General features: G+C 59.5%; 16 protein-coding genes and 3 pseudogenes. 11 read left to right on the top strand and 8 right to left on the bottom strand.

Annotated elements, in window-relative coordinates; genetic code table 11:
• Positions 1-13: 13 nt before the first annotated feature.
• Together GKR99_13490 and GKR99_13485 are read right to left on the bottom strand one after the other, a co-directional pair.
• Positions 14-997 (bottom strand): BMP family ABC transporter substrate-binding protein, encoded by a 984-nt coding sequence (locus GKR99_13490; protein ID NKB28501.1) that lies wholly within the window; start codon positions 995-997, stop codon positions 14-16.
• Between the two features lie 35 nt (positions 998-1032).
• A pseudogene (locus GKR99_13485) lies at positions 1033-2330 on the bottom strand (amidohydrolase family protein).
• A gap of 237 nt (positions 2331-2567) precedes the next feature.
• Here GKR99_13485 and GKR99_13480 point away from each other — a divergent pair.
• Positions 2568-3176: an outer membrane lipoprotein carrier protein LolA gene (locus GKR99_13480; GenBank protein ID NKB28500.1), complete on the top strand. Its 609-nt coding sequence runs from the start codon at positions 2568-2570 to the stop codon at positions 3174-3176.
• Positions 3177-3201: 25 nt separating this feature from the next.
• Here the strand turns inward: GKR99_13480 and GKR99_13475 are convergent, their stop codons facing one another.
• On the bottom strand, positions 3202-3777 hold the full coding sequence (locus GKR99_13475) for a lytic transglycosylase (GenBank protein ID NKB28499.1): 576 nt from the start codon (positions 3775-3777) through the stop codon (positions 3202-3204).
• A gap of 292 nt (positions 3778-4069) precedes the next feature.
• Between GKR99_13475 and hspQ the strand changes: the two genes are divergently transcribed.
• A complete protein-coding gene (gene hspQ, locus GKR99_13470) occupies positions 4070-4399 on the top strand; it encodes a heat shock protein HspQ (GenBank protein NKB28498.1) in 330 nt (109 codons plus the stop codon).
• 69 nt (positions 4400-4468) lie between these two features.
• On the opposite strand, the gene GKR99_13465 is transcribed toward hspQ, so the two are convergent.
• A complete protein-coding gene (locus GKR99_13465; protein ID NKB28497.1) occupies positions 4469-6043 on the bottom strand; it encodes a gamma-glutamyltransferase in 1575 nt (524 codons plus the stop codon).
• 325 nt (positions 6044-6368) lie between these two features.
• Between GKR99_13465 and GKR99_13460 the strand changes: the two genes are divergently transcribed.
• Positions 6369-7529 carry an acetyl-CoA C-acyltransferase gene (locus GKR99_13460; protein NKB28496.1) on the top strand — a complete coding sequence of 387 codons (1161 nt, stop codon included), beginning with the start codon at positions 6369-6371 and terminating at the stop codon, positions 7527-7529.
• The gene (locus tag GKR99_13455; GenBank protein NKB28495.1) at positions 7526-7972 is read left to right on the top strand and encodes a GAF domain-containing protein; all 447 of its coding nucleotides are present in this window, start codon (positions 7526-7528) and stop codon (positions 7970-7972) included. The genes GKR99_13460 and GKR99_13455 overlap by 4 nt, the downstream gene beginning before the upstream one ends.
• Positions 7973-8181: 209 nt before the next feature.
• On the opposite strand, the pseudogene GKR99_13450 reads toward GKR99_13455, so the two are convergent.
• The 4 genes and pseudogenes from GKR99_13450 to GKR99_13435 form a co-directional block, all read right to left on the bottom strand.
• Positions 8182-8373 (bottom strand): annotated as a pseudogene (locus GKR99_13450) (selenium-binding protein).
• Complete coding sequence (locus GKR99_13445) at positions 8354-8554, bottom strand: hypothetical protein (protein NKB28494.1); 201 nt, start codon at positions 8552-8554, stop codon at positions 8354-8356. The pseudogene GKR99_13450 and the gene GKR99_13445 overlap by 20 nt, the downstream one beginning before the upstream one ends.
• 13 nt (positions 8555-8567) lie before the next feature.
• Positions 8568-9362, bottom strand: coding sequence for an enoyl-CoA hydratase (locus tag GKR99_13440; GenBank protein ID NKB28493.1), 795 nt, complete (start codon positions 9360-9362; stop codon positions 8568-8570).
• A gap of 3 nt (positions 9363-9365) precedes the next feature.
• Complete coding sequence (locus tag GKR99_13435; protein NKB28492.1) at positions 9366-10532, bottom strand: acyl-CoA dehydrogenase; 1167 nt, start codon at positions 10530-10532, stop codon at positions 9366-9368.
• Positions 10533-10813: 281 nt separating this feature from the next.
• Between GKR99_13435 and GKR99_13430 the strand changes: the two are divergent.
• The 7 genes and pseudogenes from GKR99_13430 to GKR99_13400 all read left to right on the top strand — a co-directional run bounded on the left by GKR99_13430 (position 10814) and on the right by GKR99_13400 (position 14787).
• Positions 10814-11104: pseudogene (locus GKR99_13430) on the top strand (transposase).
• Between the two features lie 46 nt (positions 11105-11150).
• Complete coding sequence (locus tag GKR99_13425; GenBank protein ID NKB28491.1) at positions 11151-11438, top strand: transposase; 288 nt, start codon at positions 11151-11153, stop codon at positions 11436-11438.
• Positions 11384-12280, top strand: a complete 897-nt coding sequence (locus GKR99_13420) for an IS3 family transposase (GenBank protein ID NKB28490.1) — start codon at positions 11384-11386, stop codon at positions 12278-12280. The genes GKR99_13425 and GKR99_13420 overlap by 55 nt, the downstream gene beginning before the upstream one ends.
• A 219-nt stretch (positions 12281-12499) precedes the next feature.
• Positions 12500-13141: a LysR family transcriptional regulator gene (locus GKR99_13415; protein ID NKB28489.1), complete on the top strand. Its 642-nt coding sequence runs from the start codon at positions 12500-12502 to the stop codon at positions 13139-13141.
• A complete protein-coding gene (locus tag GKR99_13410; protein ID NKB28488.1) occupies positions 13006-13380 on the top strand; it encodes a hypothetical protein in 375 nt (124 codons plus the stop codon). Before GKR99_13415 ends, GKR99_13410 begins: the two co-directional genes overlap by 136 nt.
• A gap of 135 nt (positions 13381-13515) precedes the next feature.
• Complete coding sequence (locus GKR99_13405) at positions 13516-13995, top strand: hypothetical protein (GenBank protein ID NKB28487.1); 480 nt, start codon at positions 13516-13518, stop codon at positions 13993-13995.
• Between the two features lie 225 nt (positions 13996-14220).
• Entirely contained in the window at positions 14221-14787 is a 567-nt protein-coding gene (locus GKR99_13400) for a hypothetical protein (protein ID NKB28486.1), read from the top strand.
• Positions 14788-14794 lie beyond the last annotated feature (7 nt).

The following is a 14794-nucleotide window of genomic DNA, read 5'->3' as shown; positions in this document are numbered from 1 at the left end:
CAGAGACCGGCGATCAGGCAGGCTCACTCTCGTCAATGGGAACGTCCCATTCGCCGGACTGGATCGCCGCCTGTTTGGCCTCCATCACCGGGATCGCATCTGCGGGAACCTCGTCCGCGACATAGATCAACTCGTTACCGCCATGGGCCATGAACGAGTATTCGGTGTAGTTCCGCCCGGTGGCGTTCCCGGCCTGCACATCGGCCACGATCGCAGCAATGGTGGGGCCGTAGTTCCAGATCGCGTTGGCAAATACCGTGCCCGGATAACGGGGGGTATAGTCGATCAGCGACCCGATGGCCTTCACGTCGCGGGCCTGTGCTGCGTCCGCGGTGCCGATGCGTTCCCCGAACAGGACATCCGCACCCGCGTCGATCTGGGCGATTGCCGCTTCCTGCGCGCGGGCCGGATCGAACCAGGCGCCGATGAAGCCGTTCAGGAAGGTCGCGTCTGCGTTGGTTTCGCGCACACCCATGCGGAAGGCGTTGATCAGCAAGTTCACCTCGGGGATCGGGTAGCCGCCGACCGATCCGAAAACGTTGCTTTCGGACATCTGCCCGGCAAGCATTCCGGCCAGATATGCCGCTTCGTGGTTACGGGTGCCGAACACGCCGAAATTGTCGCCCTCGGGCCCGCCCGAAGATCCCATCAGGAAGGCAGTTTCCGGGTAGTCGCCGGCAACTTCGCGCGCTTCGCGTTCCACAGCATAGGATTCACCCCAGATGATATTCGCGCCATCTTCGGCATATTCGCGCATCGCGCGGGGATAGTCTGTGGGTGCGACACCTTCCGAGAATTCATACTCGATCAGGCCCTCGGCTGCGGCCTCTTGCATGGCAAGGTGGATGCGGCTGTTCCAGGCGTTTTCGACGGGCGACATATGGACGCCCGCGATGCGGATTGCCGATTGCGCATTGGCGCGGCGGATGTAGGCGGGCAGTGCCAGCGTGGCGGCAGCCCCGACCATCAATTGGCGGCGGGTTGTGGTGAGTTTCATGGAAGTATCCTCTCGGTTGGGTTTTTCAGGTTTGGTTATTCTGCGGGTTCGGCCGATACAGGTGCGTAGTCTGCCGGATCCAGTGTTGTGGGCCGGTCCGGAAGGTCGAGGGTCGCGACCCTTGGTGCGGTGCGTGACAGGATTTTGCCGTGCCGGATCACAGCCAGACGGGTTGCTTTCATCCGCACAGCCTCGATCGGATTGCGGGCCTGCAGTATGACCATGCTGGCCGGGCCGCCTTCGCGGAGTGTCGGATCGGGCAGGCCCATGGCCCGCGCCCCGTTTTGCGTCACCGAGGTGAAGGACCAGTTCATCGCCTCGCGCGAGGTCATGGGCACCGCATGCACGCCCATATGCGCAACTTCGAGCATATCGGCGGAGCCGAGCGAATACCACGGGTCCATGGTGCAATCCTGTCCGAAAGCCACGTTGACGCCTGCGGCGCGCAATTCCGGCACGCGGGTCAGGCCGCGGCGGCGGGGATAGCTGTCGGAACGGCCCTGAAGGGTGATGTTGATCAGCGGGTTGGGGATCACGTTGATCCCACTTTCCGCGATCAGCGGGATCAGTTTCGTGGCATAATAATTGTCATAGGAATGCATCGCGGTGATATGGCTGGCCGTGGCCCGCCCAGCCCCAGGCGCGTCGCCTCATAAGCCAGCGTTTCCACGTGGCGCGACATCGGGTCGTCGCTTTCATCGCAATGCAGGTCCAGCATCAGATCCCTGTCGGTCGCAATCTCGGTCAGGCGCGTGACCGAGCGCGCGCCCTCGGCCATGGTGCGTTCGAAATGGGGGATGCCCCCCACGACGTCGACGCCCATGTCGAGCGATCGGATCAGGTTTTCTTCAGCCTGTTCGGCACGGAACAACCCGTCTTGCGGGAAGGCGACCAGTTGCAGGTCGATGTAGGGGGCAACTGTCCTGCGGACCTCCAGCAGGGCTTCGACCCCGACAAGCGGCGCGGTCGACACGTCCACATGGGTGCGGATCGCCAGCAGCCCCTGCGATACCGCAAGGTCGCAATAGCGCAGCGCGCGGTCGATCACCGCGTCCGGGGTCAGCTGTTTCTTCAACTCTCCCCAAAGGGCGATGCCTTCCAGAAGCGTGCCCGAGACGTTCATGCGTGGCAGGCCAAGGCTGAGTGTCGCATCCATGTGAAAATGCGGATCCGTGAACGGCGGCGACACCAGGCGGCCCGTGGCGTCGACCTCTTGACGTGCTTCGGCGTCGATCCGGGGGGCGATTTCAACGATCCGGTCGCCTTTGATCGCGATATCAAGCGGGCCCCGCCCGTCCGGCAGATTGGCGTGTCTGACAACGATGTCGAGCATGCGGGGTTCCCTGATTTTTACCATACGGTAAATAATTTTCCTGCGTTTGCCAAACACTTCTTTGGCCAGCCGGCTTGGTCTGCCTGGATGCTGCGCCAATTCGGTCCGCCACACTATTATGCGGATCGGCGCATCAACGCCAATTGATCGTGCGCGGGGTGGAACCGTGGCGCGAAGTGGTTATGTGTATTCGCAGATGTGCGTCACAGGTCGCGACCGCGGCCCCATGAGGTTAAAATGAACAGACGTCGTATGTTACTGGCCGCCCCTGCGTTGCTTTTGGCCACTGCTGTGCCCGCCTTTGCCGAGCCTTTGTCGCTGAACGCAATCTCGGCCTATCTGAACACGATCAAATCGGCGGGGGCTGATTTCACGCAGATCAACGATGATGGCACGATCTCGGTCGGGAAAATCCTGATCAAGCGGCCCGGTCGTATCCGGTTTGAATATGCCCCACCCGAGGACCTATTGGTCATGGCCGGGGCCAGCACGGTGGGGATTTTCGACGGACGCTCGAACACTGGCAAGCCCGAGCAATATCCGCTGAAGCGCACACCGCTGAGCATTATTCTTGAGCGGAACGTCAATCTGGCGCGCCGCAACATGGTCACCGGCCACACTTTTGACGGCACAGCCACGACTGTGCGCGCGCAGGATCCTGAGCACCCCGAGTATGGCCATATCGAGCTGAAGTTCACCGACAACCCGGTGGAACTGCGCCAGTGGATCATCACCGACGGGGCGGGAATTCAGACCACGGTTGTGCTGGGAAAACTGGCCAACGGGATCAACCTGCCGCCGAACCTGTTCAGCATTCAGGCGGAAACGGCAAAGCGCGGCGGCTGATGCCGCCAGCGCTTGGGCGGGCGGATCAGATCCGCCCGCATCCCCGAAGCTGACCTTCGTAGTTTGCGGCCCGCGTTGCGACCCGGTCTGACACCTCGACCAGCCATTGTTTGCGGTTATAGCTGCCGCGCTTATAGCCGGTGCGCCCTTCGTGATAGGCCAGATACTGGTTCTTGGCATCGCGCTTTGAAATGCCCAGGCGTTCGTAGGATTCATGCATGTACCAACCCATGAAGTCGGTCGCATCCTCGATATTGTCGCGCTTGGCGCGCCGCCGACCGGGGCCGGCGACATATTCATCCCAGGTGCCATCCAGCGCCTGCGAATAGCCATAGGCCGAGGATTGCCGGCCCATCGGAATGATACCCAGCGCATAGCGCAAAGGCGTGCGCGCGTCGCCGTCGAATTTACTTTCCTGATGAATCGTCGCCATCTGCACCGATACCGGAATGCCCCAGCGGCGTTCTGACGCGCGCATAGCATTCAGATAATTGGGTCGTTGCGAGACGATCGAGCAGGCGTCGTCCAGGTTCTTCGGGGGCTGCGCGCCGCCGCCGCCGCCAAGCATGCCGCAACCGCCAGCAAGCAACAGCAGGGCCATGGCCCATCTTGAATGTCTCATTCTGCCTCTTACACGTTTTTGTTTTTTGCGCTTCTAGCAGAGTTATTCGATTTTGGAAATATTGCGGAATCTGTTCAGCGACCCTGTTCGGACAGGGTGGCAACAACGCGCCGTTCGGTAATTTCCATCTATGAGTGAGTGGTCCGCGGATCGCTCCCGTCAGGCGAAAGTCTGTCAGGCCAGCGCTCACAGTCTGTTTCCTGCAGTTTGGCCGCTGCGGATGGACAGGGCATGATCTGCGGGCTAGGTGTGCGCCAAGAAGGCCGGACCGATGACGAAAAACACGCAAGCGAAATATCACCTGGGGCAGATTGTCCGCCACCGCAAACATCCGTTTCGCGGCGTGGTTTTTGATGTCGATGCGATGTTTTCAAATTCTGATGAATGGTATGAGGCGATCCCGGAGGAGGCGCGCCCCGCCAAGGATCAGCCGTTCTATCACCTTCTGGCCGAGAACGATCAGAGCTATTACGTGGCCTATGTCTCGGAACAGAACCTGCTGCTGGACACATCCGGCGAACCGATTGACCACCCCGATCTGCACGATCTGTTCGGTGATTTCACCGATGGGCATTACCCGCTGCATTTTCAAATGAACTGAGGCGTTGCGTCCTTGGAAAAGGGCCTCCGGCGGGGATATTTTTGGGTCAATGATGTGGGCTTGGTCCACTTAGTAGCCAAGCGCGCAGCCGTCCTTGCGCGGATCCGAACCCGCGACCAGCGCACCGGTATCCGGATCAATCAGGATCACCTGCCCGCCGCCATGTGGTTTCAGGGGTGTGACCACCTTGTGACCCATGTCCGTTAGGGCCGCCCGTGTTGCCGCGCTGTAGCCACGCTCGACCCGTAGTTCCCCGTTCTCCGGGAAACTGCGGGGCGCATCCAGCGCCTCTTGCGGATCCATGTCGTAATCCGTCAGATTGGACAGGATCTGAGCGTGCCCGACGGGTTGAAACTGCCCGCCCATCACGCCGAATGCACCGAAGATCTGGCCGTTGCGCCCAAGCAGTGCGGGGATGATGGTGTGCAGGGGGCGCTTGCGGGGCCCTGCCTCGTTCGGGTGGCCCGGTTGCAGGGTGAACCCGGCGCCGCGATTGTGGAAGTTGATACCAAATTTCGCCGAGGCAAGCCCGGACCCGAAGGATTCGAATATCGAATAGATCAGCGAAACGGCCATCCTGTCCTTGTCGATGACGGTGACCAGAACCGTGTCCTTGTGGATCGCCTCGCTGGCGCGTGCCGCGCTGACCATTGCCCGTTTCGGATCGATCAATGCCGCCAGTGCCGCAGCGGTTTCGTCTGCGATCATATGGCCGATGCGTGTCGCATGGTCTGGGTCCGCGACAAACCTGTCGCGTGCATCATAGGCCAGTTTCGCAGCCTCGGCCTGCAGATGGGTGCGCGCCGGGCCGGTTGGATCCAGCGAGGATATATCGAAGTGCGACAGGATATTCGCGATCAGGATCGCCGTGGCCCCCTGACCGTTTGGCGGATGTTCGATCAGATCCACGCCCCGGTATTCGCCGACAATCGGATCGGTCCAGTCTGCCTTCACGGCGGCGAAATCGGCGTGGGTGTGACAGCCACCCAAGGCGTTGAGCGAGGCGACCATGTCGTCGGCAACCTCACCTTCATAGAAGCCTGCGCGCCCCTGACGCGCGATGCGGCGCAGAACGTCGGCCTGCATCGGGGCGCGGTAGATCTGGCCAAACCGATAGGGACGATCATTCGCCAGAAGAAAGCGCCGGGCATCCCCGCGCAGCGTGCCTTGCGCAATGTCCCAGTCAAAGGCGGTGCGCGCACCAACCGGGATACCGTCTTCGGCATGGCAGATAGCCGGGGCAAGGCAGGCGTCAATGCCCTTGCGGCCGAAGGCTTCGGACAGGGTTACAAACCCGTCAACAGCGCCGGGCAGGGTTACGGCGTCGGCGCTGAATTCTTCCATCACCGGCCCTTTGGCGCGCAACGCATCGGCATCCAGCCCCGCAGGTGCGCGCCCGGATGCGTTCAACGCCCGGACCGGCTTGCCGGGTTCGGAAATCAGCGCAAAGCAGTCGCCGCCAATGCCGGTCGACTGCGGCTCGGTTATTCCCAGCAGCACGGCGGCGGCGATGGCCGCGTCAACGGCGTTGCCGCCGCTTTCCAGCATTTCGACCGCCACTTTCGCGGCCAGCGGATTGGATGTCGCGCAGATGCCGTTCATGGCCATGACCGGCGAGCGGCCCGGAAGTTGAAAATCTCGCAATTCCCTGGTCTTTCCACAATTGCATCGACCATCAACACCCTAAGCCGCGACGCATTGGTGTCGAGTGGAAACGCTTCGATTCTGGGAGGGAGAGGTTTGAAGCCGGTAAGATCCTCGACGCCGCGCTCTGGGTGGGGGCTATTTCGCACAGCGCCGAGGGTAACTTACCAGCTACAATCCCGGTTATCGCGGCCCAATCTGTTCGCGGTTAGGTTGCAGGTGGGCAATTTCGGGGCAAAACGGGCCAATCCTAATGATAACCCCGACTGGACGGGTTCGGGCCGCAATCTATAATGATTTCCTAAGAAAATACGGAGAATTAAGAATGTCGGAGGTGGTGATATCAGGCGCGGCGCGCACACCGATGGGCGGATTTCAGGGCGATTTGGCCATGATTGAGGCACCCGGTCTGGGGGGCGTGGCAATTCATGCGGCCCTTGAACAGGCAGGCGTTGCGACGGCAGATTCGGTTGCGATGGGGGTTGTTTTGCCTGCGGGGCAGGGCCAGGCCCCGGCGCGGCAAGCGGGATATGCGGCTGGACTGGGCGACGATGTTCCCGCCACCAGTGTCAACAAGATGTGCGGTTCGGGCATGAAATGCGTGATGGACGCCGCCGATACGCTGGCATTGGGCCATCAACGGGTTGCCATCGCGGGGGGCATGGAAAGCATGTCGAATGCGCCCTACCTGCTGCCCAAGATGCGCGGCGGGGCGCGGATCGGGCATGGGCAGGTGGTGGATTCGATGTTCCTCGACGGGTTGGAAGATGCCTATGAGCCGGGTCGCCTGATGGGCACCTATGCCGAGGATTGCGCCGGGAAATATCAGTTCACGCGCGAGGCGCAGGATGGTTATGCGCTGGCTTCGCTGGAGCGCGCGCAGGCGGCGATTTCCAGTGGCGCGTTCGGGGCCGAGATCGCGCCGGTCACTGTCAAAGGCCGTGGCGGCGAAACAGTCGTGAACCGGGACGAACAACCCGGCAAAGCCCGGCCCGAGAAGATCCCGCATCTGAAACCTGCGTTCCGCGATGGCGGCACGGTGACGGCGGCCAACTCCAGCAGTATTTCGGACGGGGCCGCGGCGCTGGTTCTGGCGCGCGCCGATGCGGGCCTGCCGGTGCGGGCGCGGGTTTTGGGCCATGCAACCCATGCGCAGGCCCCCGGTTGGTTCACCACCGCACCGGTTCCGGCGGCGCAGAAACTGCTGAAGCTGGTCGGCTGGTCGGTCGAGGATGTTGACCTGTGGGAAGTGAACGAGGCTTTCGCCGTCGTCCCGATGGCCTTCATGGCGGAGTTGAGTGTCAGCCATGACAGTCTGAATATCAACGGCGGGGCCTGTGCGTTGGGGCACCCGATTGGCGCCTCGGGCGCGCGGATCATCGTGACGCTGCTGAACGCGCTGGAGGCGCGCGGGCAAAAGCGCGGCGTTGCCGCGATTTGCATCGGAGGTGGCGAGGGGACGGCAATTGCCATCGAGCGTCCATGAGGGTGGATTACGACGTATTGGCAGCAACGATTGTCAGTCTGACCGAGGGTGAGGATGACCCGATTGCTTTGATGGCGGCGATTGCCTGCGAGGTGCACCATTCAGACGACCGCTTCGACTGGACCGGGTTTTACCGTGTTGTTGCGCAGGGTTTGCTGAAGATCGGTCCCTATCAGGGCGGCCACGGCTGCCTTGTGATCCCGTTTGATCGCGGCGTCTGTGGCGCGGCGGCGCGGACCGGGCAAGTGCAGTTGGTGGCCGATGTCGATGCCTTCCCGGACCATATCGCCTGCGCAAGCTCGACCCGGTCAGAATTGGTGATCCCGGTGTACGGCGGCGCGGGGGAGGTGATCGCAGTGTTCGACATCGACAGCGATCAACCTGCCGCGTTTGATCAGACGGATGCAGACAGGCTGAACATGATCTTGGCAGGGGTGTTTTAGCGTAAGCGCGCACGACATGGCCGCGCGCGGGCCTGAAGTGAGCAGGGTTTCGTTGATGTCTGTTGCGTGTGTCCGGGATTTTCGACGCGGATATGCGGGCGCCAGATGGGCAAGCGATACCTTACGGGGTTGCAGAAGCGGGTCGTGGCGCAGGGCGATCTGATGTCCGATGCGCGTTTGTGCGAACGGCGGAACAAATCACAGGATCGTCACAGCCAGATATCACTTGTGCTATCGCCGCCGGGATAGCGGGCCTCGTGACAGCGCGACGGGCCATTTGGTTCCTGCCCGAAGTTGACGATGAAGTCCGGGTTCAGCGTCATGCCGCCATTGACCGGATCGCAGTCGATCATCACCATCACGCCGCCCTGTTCGCGGATTTCAGCATAGAACTGGTTGTCCCTGGGAATAGGTCGGGCTGTCGGGGTCGACGTCGACGTCGACCCCGACATCGACTTTGGCAAGGTAGTCGGGCTTCTGAATGCCCGTCCCGGTATAGATCGCGATGGTATAAAGCAGCTTTTCGCGCGGGGCCTTGATCGCCTCCGCCGGAGAGGCATAGCCCGGTCCACAACACTCCATCAGGTGATCCCTCTCATAGTGGTTTCCAGCTTGGCGCGCGTTTTTCGATGAAGGCGCCGATACCCTCTTCGGCGTCCGGTTCCAGCATGTTCATCACCATGACGTTTGCGGCAAACCGATAGGCCTCGGGCAGGTCCATCTCGACCTGCTGGTAAAAGGCTTCCTTGCCGATCTTCAGCGTCGCGGGTGACTTTTCGGCAATCCGGGTGGCCAGGGCCATGGTGGTTTCGGTCAGATTGCTCGCCTCGGCGATATCGCTGATCAAGCCCATTTTATGCGCCTCCTCGGCGCCGACCATGTCGCCCGTCAGCAGCATGCGCATCGCAGCCTTGCGCCCCAGATTGCGCGACAGCGCCACCATCGGGGTTGAGCAGAACAGCCCGATATTCACACCCGGTGTTGCAAAACGCGCGTCCCTGGCGGCCACGGCCAGATCGCAACTGGCCACCAGCTGGCAGCCCGCCGCCGTCGCCACCCCATGCACTTCGCCGATCACCGGTTTCGGGCAGCGCACAATCGACACCATCGCCTCGGCGCAGCTTTTCATCGTCCTCTCAAAAAAGGCGCGGCCCCTGTCCGCCTTTTCCCGGGCCGCGGTCAGTTCCTTCAGATCGTGGCCTGCACAAAACCCCGGCCCGTTGGCGGCAATGACGATCACATGCACGCCTTTGTCCGCGCCCAGCCGGGTCACCGCCCCGGTCAGGCCATCCAGCATCGCCAGCGACAGGGCATTGCGCGCATCCGGACGGTTCAGCACCAGCCGGGCGACGCTGCCCTCGCGGCGTTCAAGGAGGATATCGTCGCTCATCACTCAGTCCTTCAAAAGCCCGCGCGCGATCACCAGCTTCATGATCTCGTTGGTTCCGGCATAAATCCGTTCGATCCGGTTGTCGCGGTACATCCGCTCGATCGGGTATTCGGACATGACACCGTAGCCGCCGAACAATTGCAGGCACCGGTCGATGATCTTCGCTTGCAGATCGGTCAGCCAGTATTTCGCCATCGAGGCTTTTTCGGTCGTCAGATTGCCTTCCAGATGTTCCGAGATACAGGCATCGAGGAAGGTCTTGGCAATCGTGGCTTCGGTCACGCATTCGGCCAGGACAAACTGTGTGTTCTGGAAATCGGCAAGCTTCTGGCCGAAGGCCGAACGCTCTTTCACATAGTCCACCGTGTGACGCAGGGCGCGTTCCATCCGCGCAACCGCATAGACCCCGATCAACAGCCGTTCCTGCGGCAATTGCTGCATCATCTGCACAAAACCCTGACCCTCATCTGGCCCGAGCAGGGCCGAGGCCGGAACGCGCATATCGTCAAAGAACAACTCGGACGTGTCGTTCGACTTCATGCCCAGCTTGTCCAGATTGCGCCCGCGCCGGAACCCGTCCAGCCCGTCGGTTTCAACAAGAAACAACGAGATGCCGCGCCCGCCTGCCTTCGGGTCCGTCTTGGCCGCGACGATGATCATATTCGCCAGCGCCCCGTTGGTGATGAAGGTCTTCGAGCCGCTGATCCGATAGTGGTTGCCGTCTTTCACCGCCGTCGTCCGGATGCCCTGAAGATCCGATCCGGCCCCCGGTTCGGTCATCGCGATGGCCCCGATCAGATCGCCCGAAATCATCCGCGGCAATATGCTGTGTTTCTGATCTTGCGATCCGTAGTGGATCAGATACGGGATCACGATGGAGTTGTGCAAACCACCCCCCCAGCCATCAATCCCCGCAAGATTGCCCTGATAGGCGATCACGGCATCATGGGCAAAACTCCCGCCCAACCCGCCATATTCCTCGGGCACCTCAGCCCCAAGCAAACCCATTTCCCCGGCCTTCAGCCAAAAATCCCGACTGAAAGATCCCTGCGCCTCCCACTCCGCATAAAAAGGCGCACACTCGCGCGCGTAAAACTGAACACACATGTCCGACAACATCGACAACTCAGCGTCAATCCAAGGGGAAACAGGGAAAGGAAGGTCCAAAATATCACACCAGTTTCGCGCCAAAAGGTCGTGGCCGGAATTATAGCGTTGAACTAGAGCACGCCAATTCTGATTGGCGATCTTTATCATGTAGATTTGCTATTACCCGGTCTGTGTCAATGCATCTTCCTGCCCGCTCAGGATCCGGCCGCCGCGCCAGTTTCCGTTCTCAACCTCTTGCACCATGGCCTGGCGCACAATGCCATAGGCGGCTGCGGCGACTTTCGACAATGGTCGGGTATTCGGTACGGCCAGACAGACCGTACGGGACAGGCAGCGGTTTGTTATCCGCCTTGCGTCCAGATCACCCGCAAACCCTAGGTAAGATAGAGCGGTGGCATCAGACCTTGAAGAACCGCATCTTGCTGGAGAACTACTTCCTGCCGGGTGATCTCGAAGCCCAGATCGAAGCCTTCGTCGACCACTACAATCACCGGCGATGCCACGAGAACCTGAACAACGTCACGGCCGCAGACGTCTCCTTCGGACGGGATAAAGCCATTCTACAAAAAAGGGAAAAGATCAAACGAAAGACACTCGAAACGCGGCGCGAGCATCACCGCCAGTGTCCTTCCCCCCTAAAACTGGGCCACTACATTGGTCTTGAGAGGGGAATATGTAATGGCACGGAAACGGCATTCGGACGAAGATGTATTGAAGCTGCTGCGTGAGATTGAGCTGAAGCTGACGGGAGGAAGTGACGTTGCATCGGCGTGTCGTAGCGTCGGCATCAGCGATGCGACATATTACAACTGGCGGAAACGGTTTGGTGGTATGGGACGGTCGCAGTTGTCGGAGATGCGCAGCCTGGAAAAGGAGAATGGGCGTCTCAAGAAGATCGTCGCTGAGCTTGAATTGGACAAGCTGATCCTCAAAGAAAGCCTGAACTACTTAAAGCCCAGGGCCTGACGACTGGGGAGCTCCGTCAGGCCGTTATTCATACGCGCCAAAAGCTCGCGACCTCGGAGCGGAGGACCTGCCGGGTCGTCGGTCTGGCGCGAAACTCTCTGCAATATCGACCCGCGCCAAAAGACGATGATGCTCTACGGCTCGCTTTGATCCGCCTGGCCAAGCAATATGGGCGCTACGGCTATCGTAAAGTTTCGGAACTCCTGCGCATCGAGGGCTGGCGGGTCAATCATAAGAAGGTTGAGCGTCTCTGGCAGGAAGAAGGACTGCAACTCCCGCAGCGGCACAGGAAGCGCAGACGGCTTTATCACAAGGACAGCTCGATCATTCGCCTCAGGCCGACGCATCCGAACCACATCTGGAGCATCGACTTCGTTCACGACAAGCTCAGCAATGGCCGGAGCTACAAGATGCTGACCGTTCTGGATGAGTACACCCGGCAGGCCCTGGCCGTGGAAGTTCGCAGCAGGATGGGCGCCGAAGATGTTCTGGAGGCGCTATATCCGCTGCTCCTCTGCCATGGCACGCCGGAGTATATCCGCTCCGACAACGGCCCAGAGTTCGTAGCCAAGGCGATGCAGGAGTGGTTGGTTCGCGTTGGTGTTCGACCAATTAGAATCTATCCGGGGTCCCCTTGGGAAAACGGATACAACGAGAGGTTCAACGGCACTCTCCGGCACGAGATCCTCAACGCTGAATGGTTCACAACAACGAAACAGGCACAGATCGTCATCAATCATTGGCTTAAGCAGTACAACCACACACGTCCGCACCAGGCTCTGAACATGCGACCACCAATGCCAGAAACTCTAATCAGAAATGGCCCAGAACTTGGGGGCTAGACAACCAGATGAGCCAATCTCTCTCTTTGTTTAGGCCGCACTTGGGGCCAAAAACCCTGACGACGAACACAGAAACCCAACACCAGCAACCCACCCAATGCCGGGACTTAACACCCGGTGGGGGTGTTTGCTTCATACCTCCGCCGATCCGCCGGGCAGATTGAACTTATGTTCCGGGCCGAACTAACCTAGGCTTGTCTGTGAACCTGGATATGCTTGATGAATATTACCCTAAATCAGTTAAGGGCATTTGTAGCGGTTGCGAGGGAACGGTCGTTTACCAGGGCAGCAGAAGCGCTTGCGACCTCACAGCCGTCAATCAGTCTTTTGATCAAACAGCTGGAGACCGCGCTTGGTCTGAAACTTTTCGACCGCACGACCAAAGAACTCCATTTGACCGCTGAAGCCGCGAATTTTCTGCCGACGATCGAGCGTTTGAACGAAGATCTGGACGCGGCGTTGCAAGATCTGTTGGCAACGGCCGAGCGAAGGAGAGGTCGGGTTTCGCTGGCGGTGCTTCATTCGATTGCGACAAATGTTTTGCCTGACACGGTTGCGAGTTTTGCGGCGAAATACCCCAACATTCGAATCTCGGTCAGAGATGACAATACCAAAGCAATTTGTCAGCAAGTCCGCAACGGAGAGGTTGATTTGGGCGTTGCTGGCCATGTCGATGGCGACGCAGATCTGATGTTCGAGCCACTTCTGCCCATCCCGAACATGAACTGGCGCAGACCACCGGACCTGTCGCCTGGTCTGAACTGGCAGCGTATCAGTTCATTTCCTTCGGTTTGGATACAGGATTGCGCCCGCTGTTTGAAACCGTCAGGGAGCGGCCGGAAAATATCAGGAAGCCCTTGATCGAAGCGGCAAATATCGGCCCTGTTCTTGCAATGCTTCGAGCAAATATCGGGATTGGGGCCTTGCCGCATCTGGCCTTGGCGAAAGACGAAAATGGCCTTGTTTTCCGTACCTTGGTTGATCCGCCGCTGTTTCGTGAAATTGCACTGGTGACGCGCCCCAACAGATCGCTATCCCCCGCGGCCGAGGCTTTTTCCGAGCAACTCAAAGACGTGCTCAAGCCACGCTGGGAGCTATAGGAAGATCCTCCGAACTCATAACGATTCCATATAAGTAGCACTAATTTATTAGAAAACGCGAAAACTCGGCTTGCTTCAGCCTGAGATCCATTGCGAAGCTTGGGCCACATTTTTTGGGAGGAAGACCAAATGAGGATGAACTTCAAGTCGTCGATCAAATCGGCACTCGGCATTTCGTTGATTGCCGCAGGTGCGTCCATCGGGACCATTGGTACACCAACTGCAGCAGTGGCCGAGCAAGTGAACTGGAGCGTCTCACACTGGGGCAAACGCCGCGCCTTCACCGAAGGCTTTGAAGCAATGGCCGCCTATGTCGCAGAAAAATCGGGTGGGGAATTTACCATCACGGTCAACTATGGCGGCACGCTGTCCAAGCCGCGCGAAAACCTGGATGGCATTGCACTGGGTGCGTTTGAAATGGCTGCATTCTGTGCGTCCTACCACCCTGACAAGAACCGGTCTGTCACCGTTTTGGAACTGCCCATGTTGCCGATCCCGAACGCCGAGGTTCAAAAGGCGGTCGATCTTGCGATTTACAGGCACCCTTACGTGCAAGAAGAACTGGCCAAATGGAACGCAAAGCTTCTGATGTCTGCGGCACTTCGATTGTGTTGAAAAACTCCGTTTTAGGGCCTGAACGATGATTTTTCTTTCCATGCAGCCCGATCCTAAATTTTTGGCGCGGGGGTCGGCCCAAATCGCCTACATGCGCTCACGCGCAGCCATGCGCTGTCTCGTGGTCAAAGCTTTCCGACTATTTCGCTTCATAGGTTTTCGCAAGAAATCCGCGACGCTCTGATTTCGGAGTTTTTCAACACAATCCTTCCACAGTATGAATTCATGGGTCGCGGACCTGCCCCGACGAAACTGTCGGATTTTGAAGGAATGCGCGTGCGCGCACTGGGCGGAATTGGCAAGGCGATGGAGGCGATTGGGGCAGTCCCGACGACGGTAACGGCGCCCGAAACCTATGCGGCGATTGAAAGCGGAACGGTTGATGCGGCGGCCTTCGCGTTCTATTCGCACTTCTCCTATAAGGTGAACGAGGTGTCGACCTGGCGCACAACGAACCTGACGCCGGGTTCCGTGAATTGCCCGGCTGTCGTGAATATCGACGCCTACAATGCCCTTTCGGACGACCACCGCACGTTGCTGGATGAGGCTGTCGACGTTGCCTATGCCGCTTTGAAGGATGCCTATGGGTCTTCAATTGCCAAATACGAACCGATTGCCGACGAACAAGGCATCGAAAAAATCACCTACAGCGATGAGGATCTGGCCGAGTTTCAGGCCAAGGCCGCCGTACCGGTCTGGGCCGCGTGGATTGAAGAGCAATCAGCAGCCGGTGTTCCGGCGCAAGAGCTTCTTGATCTGGTGCTGGCAACAGCTGCCGAAGCGACCAAATAGGCGCATC

The sequence above is a fragment of the Paracoccaceae bacterium genome (assembly GCA_012103375.1).
Taxonomy (GTDB): domain Bacteria; phylum Pseudomonadota; class Alphaproteobacteria; order Rhodobacterales; family Rhodobacteraceae; genus WLWX01.
The sequence above is the reverse complement of the archived record's forward strand: the minus strand, read 5'-3'. Positions and strand labels throughout refer to the sequence as shown.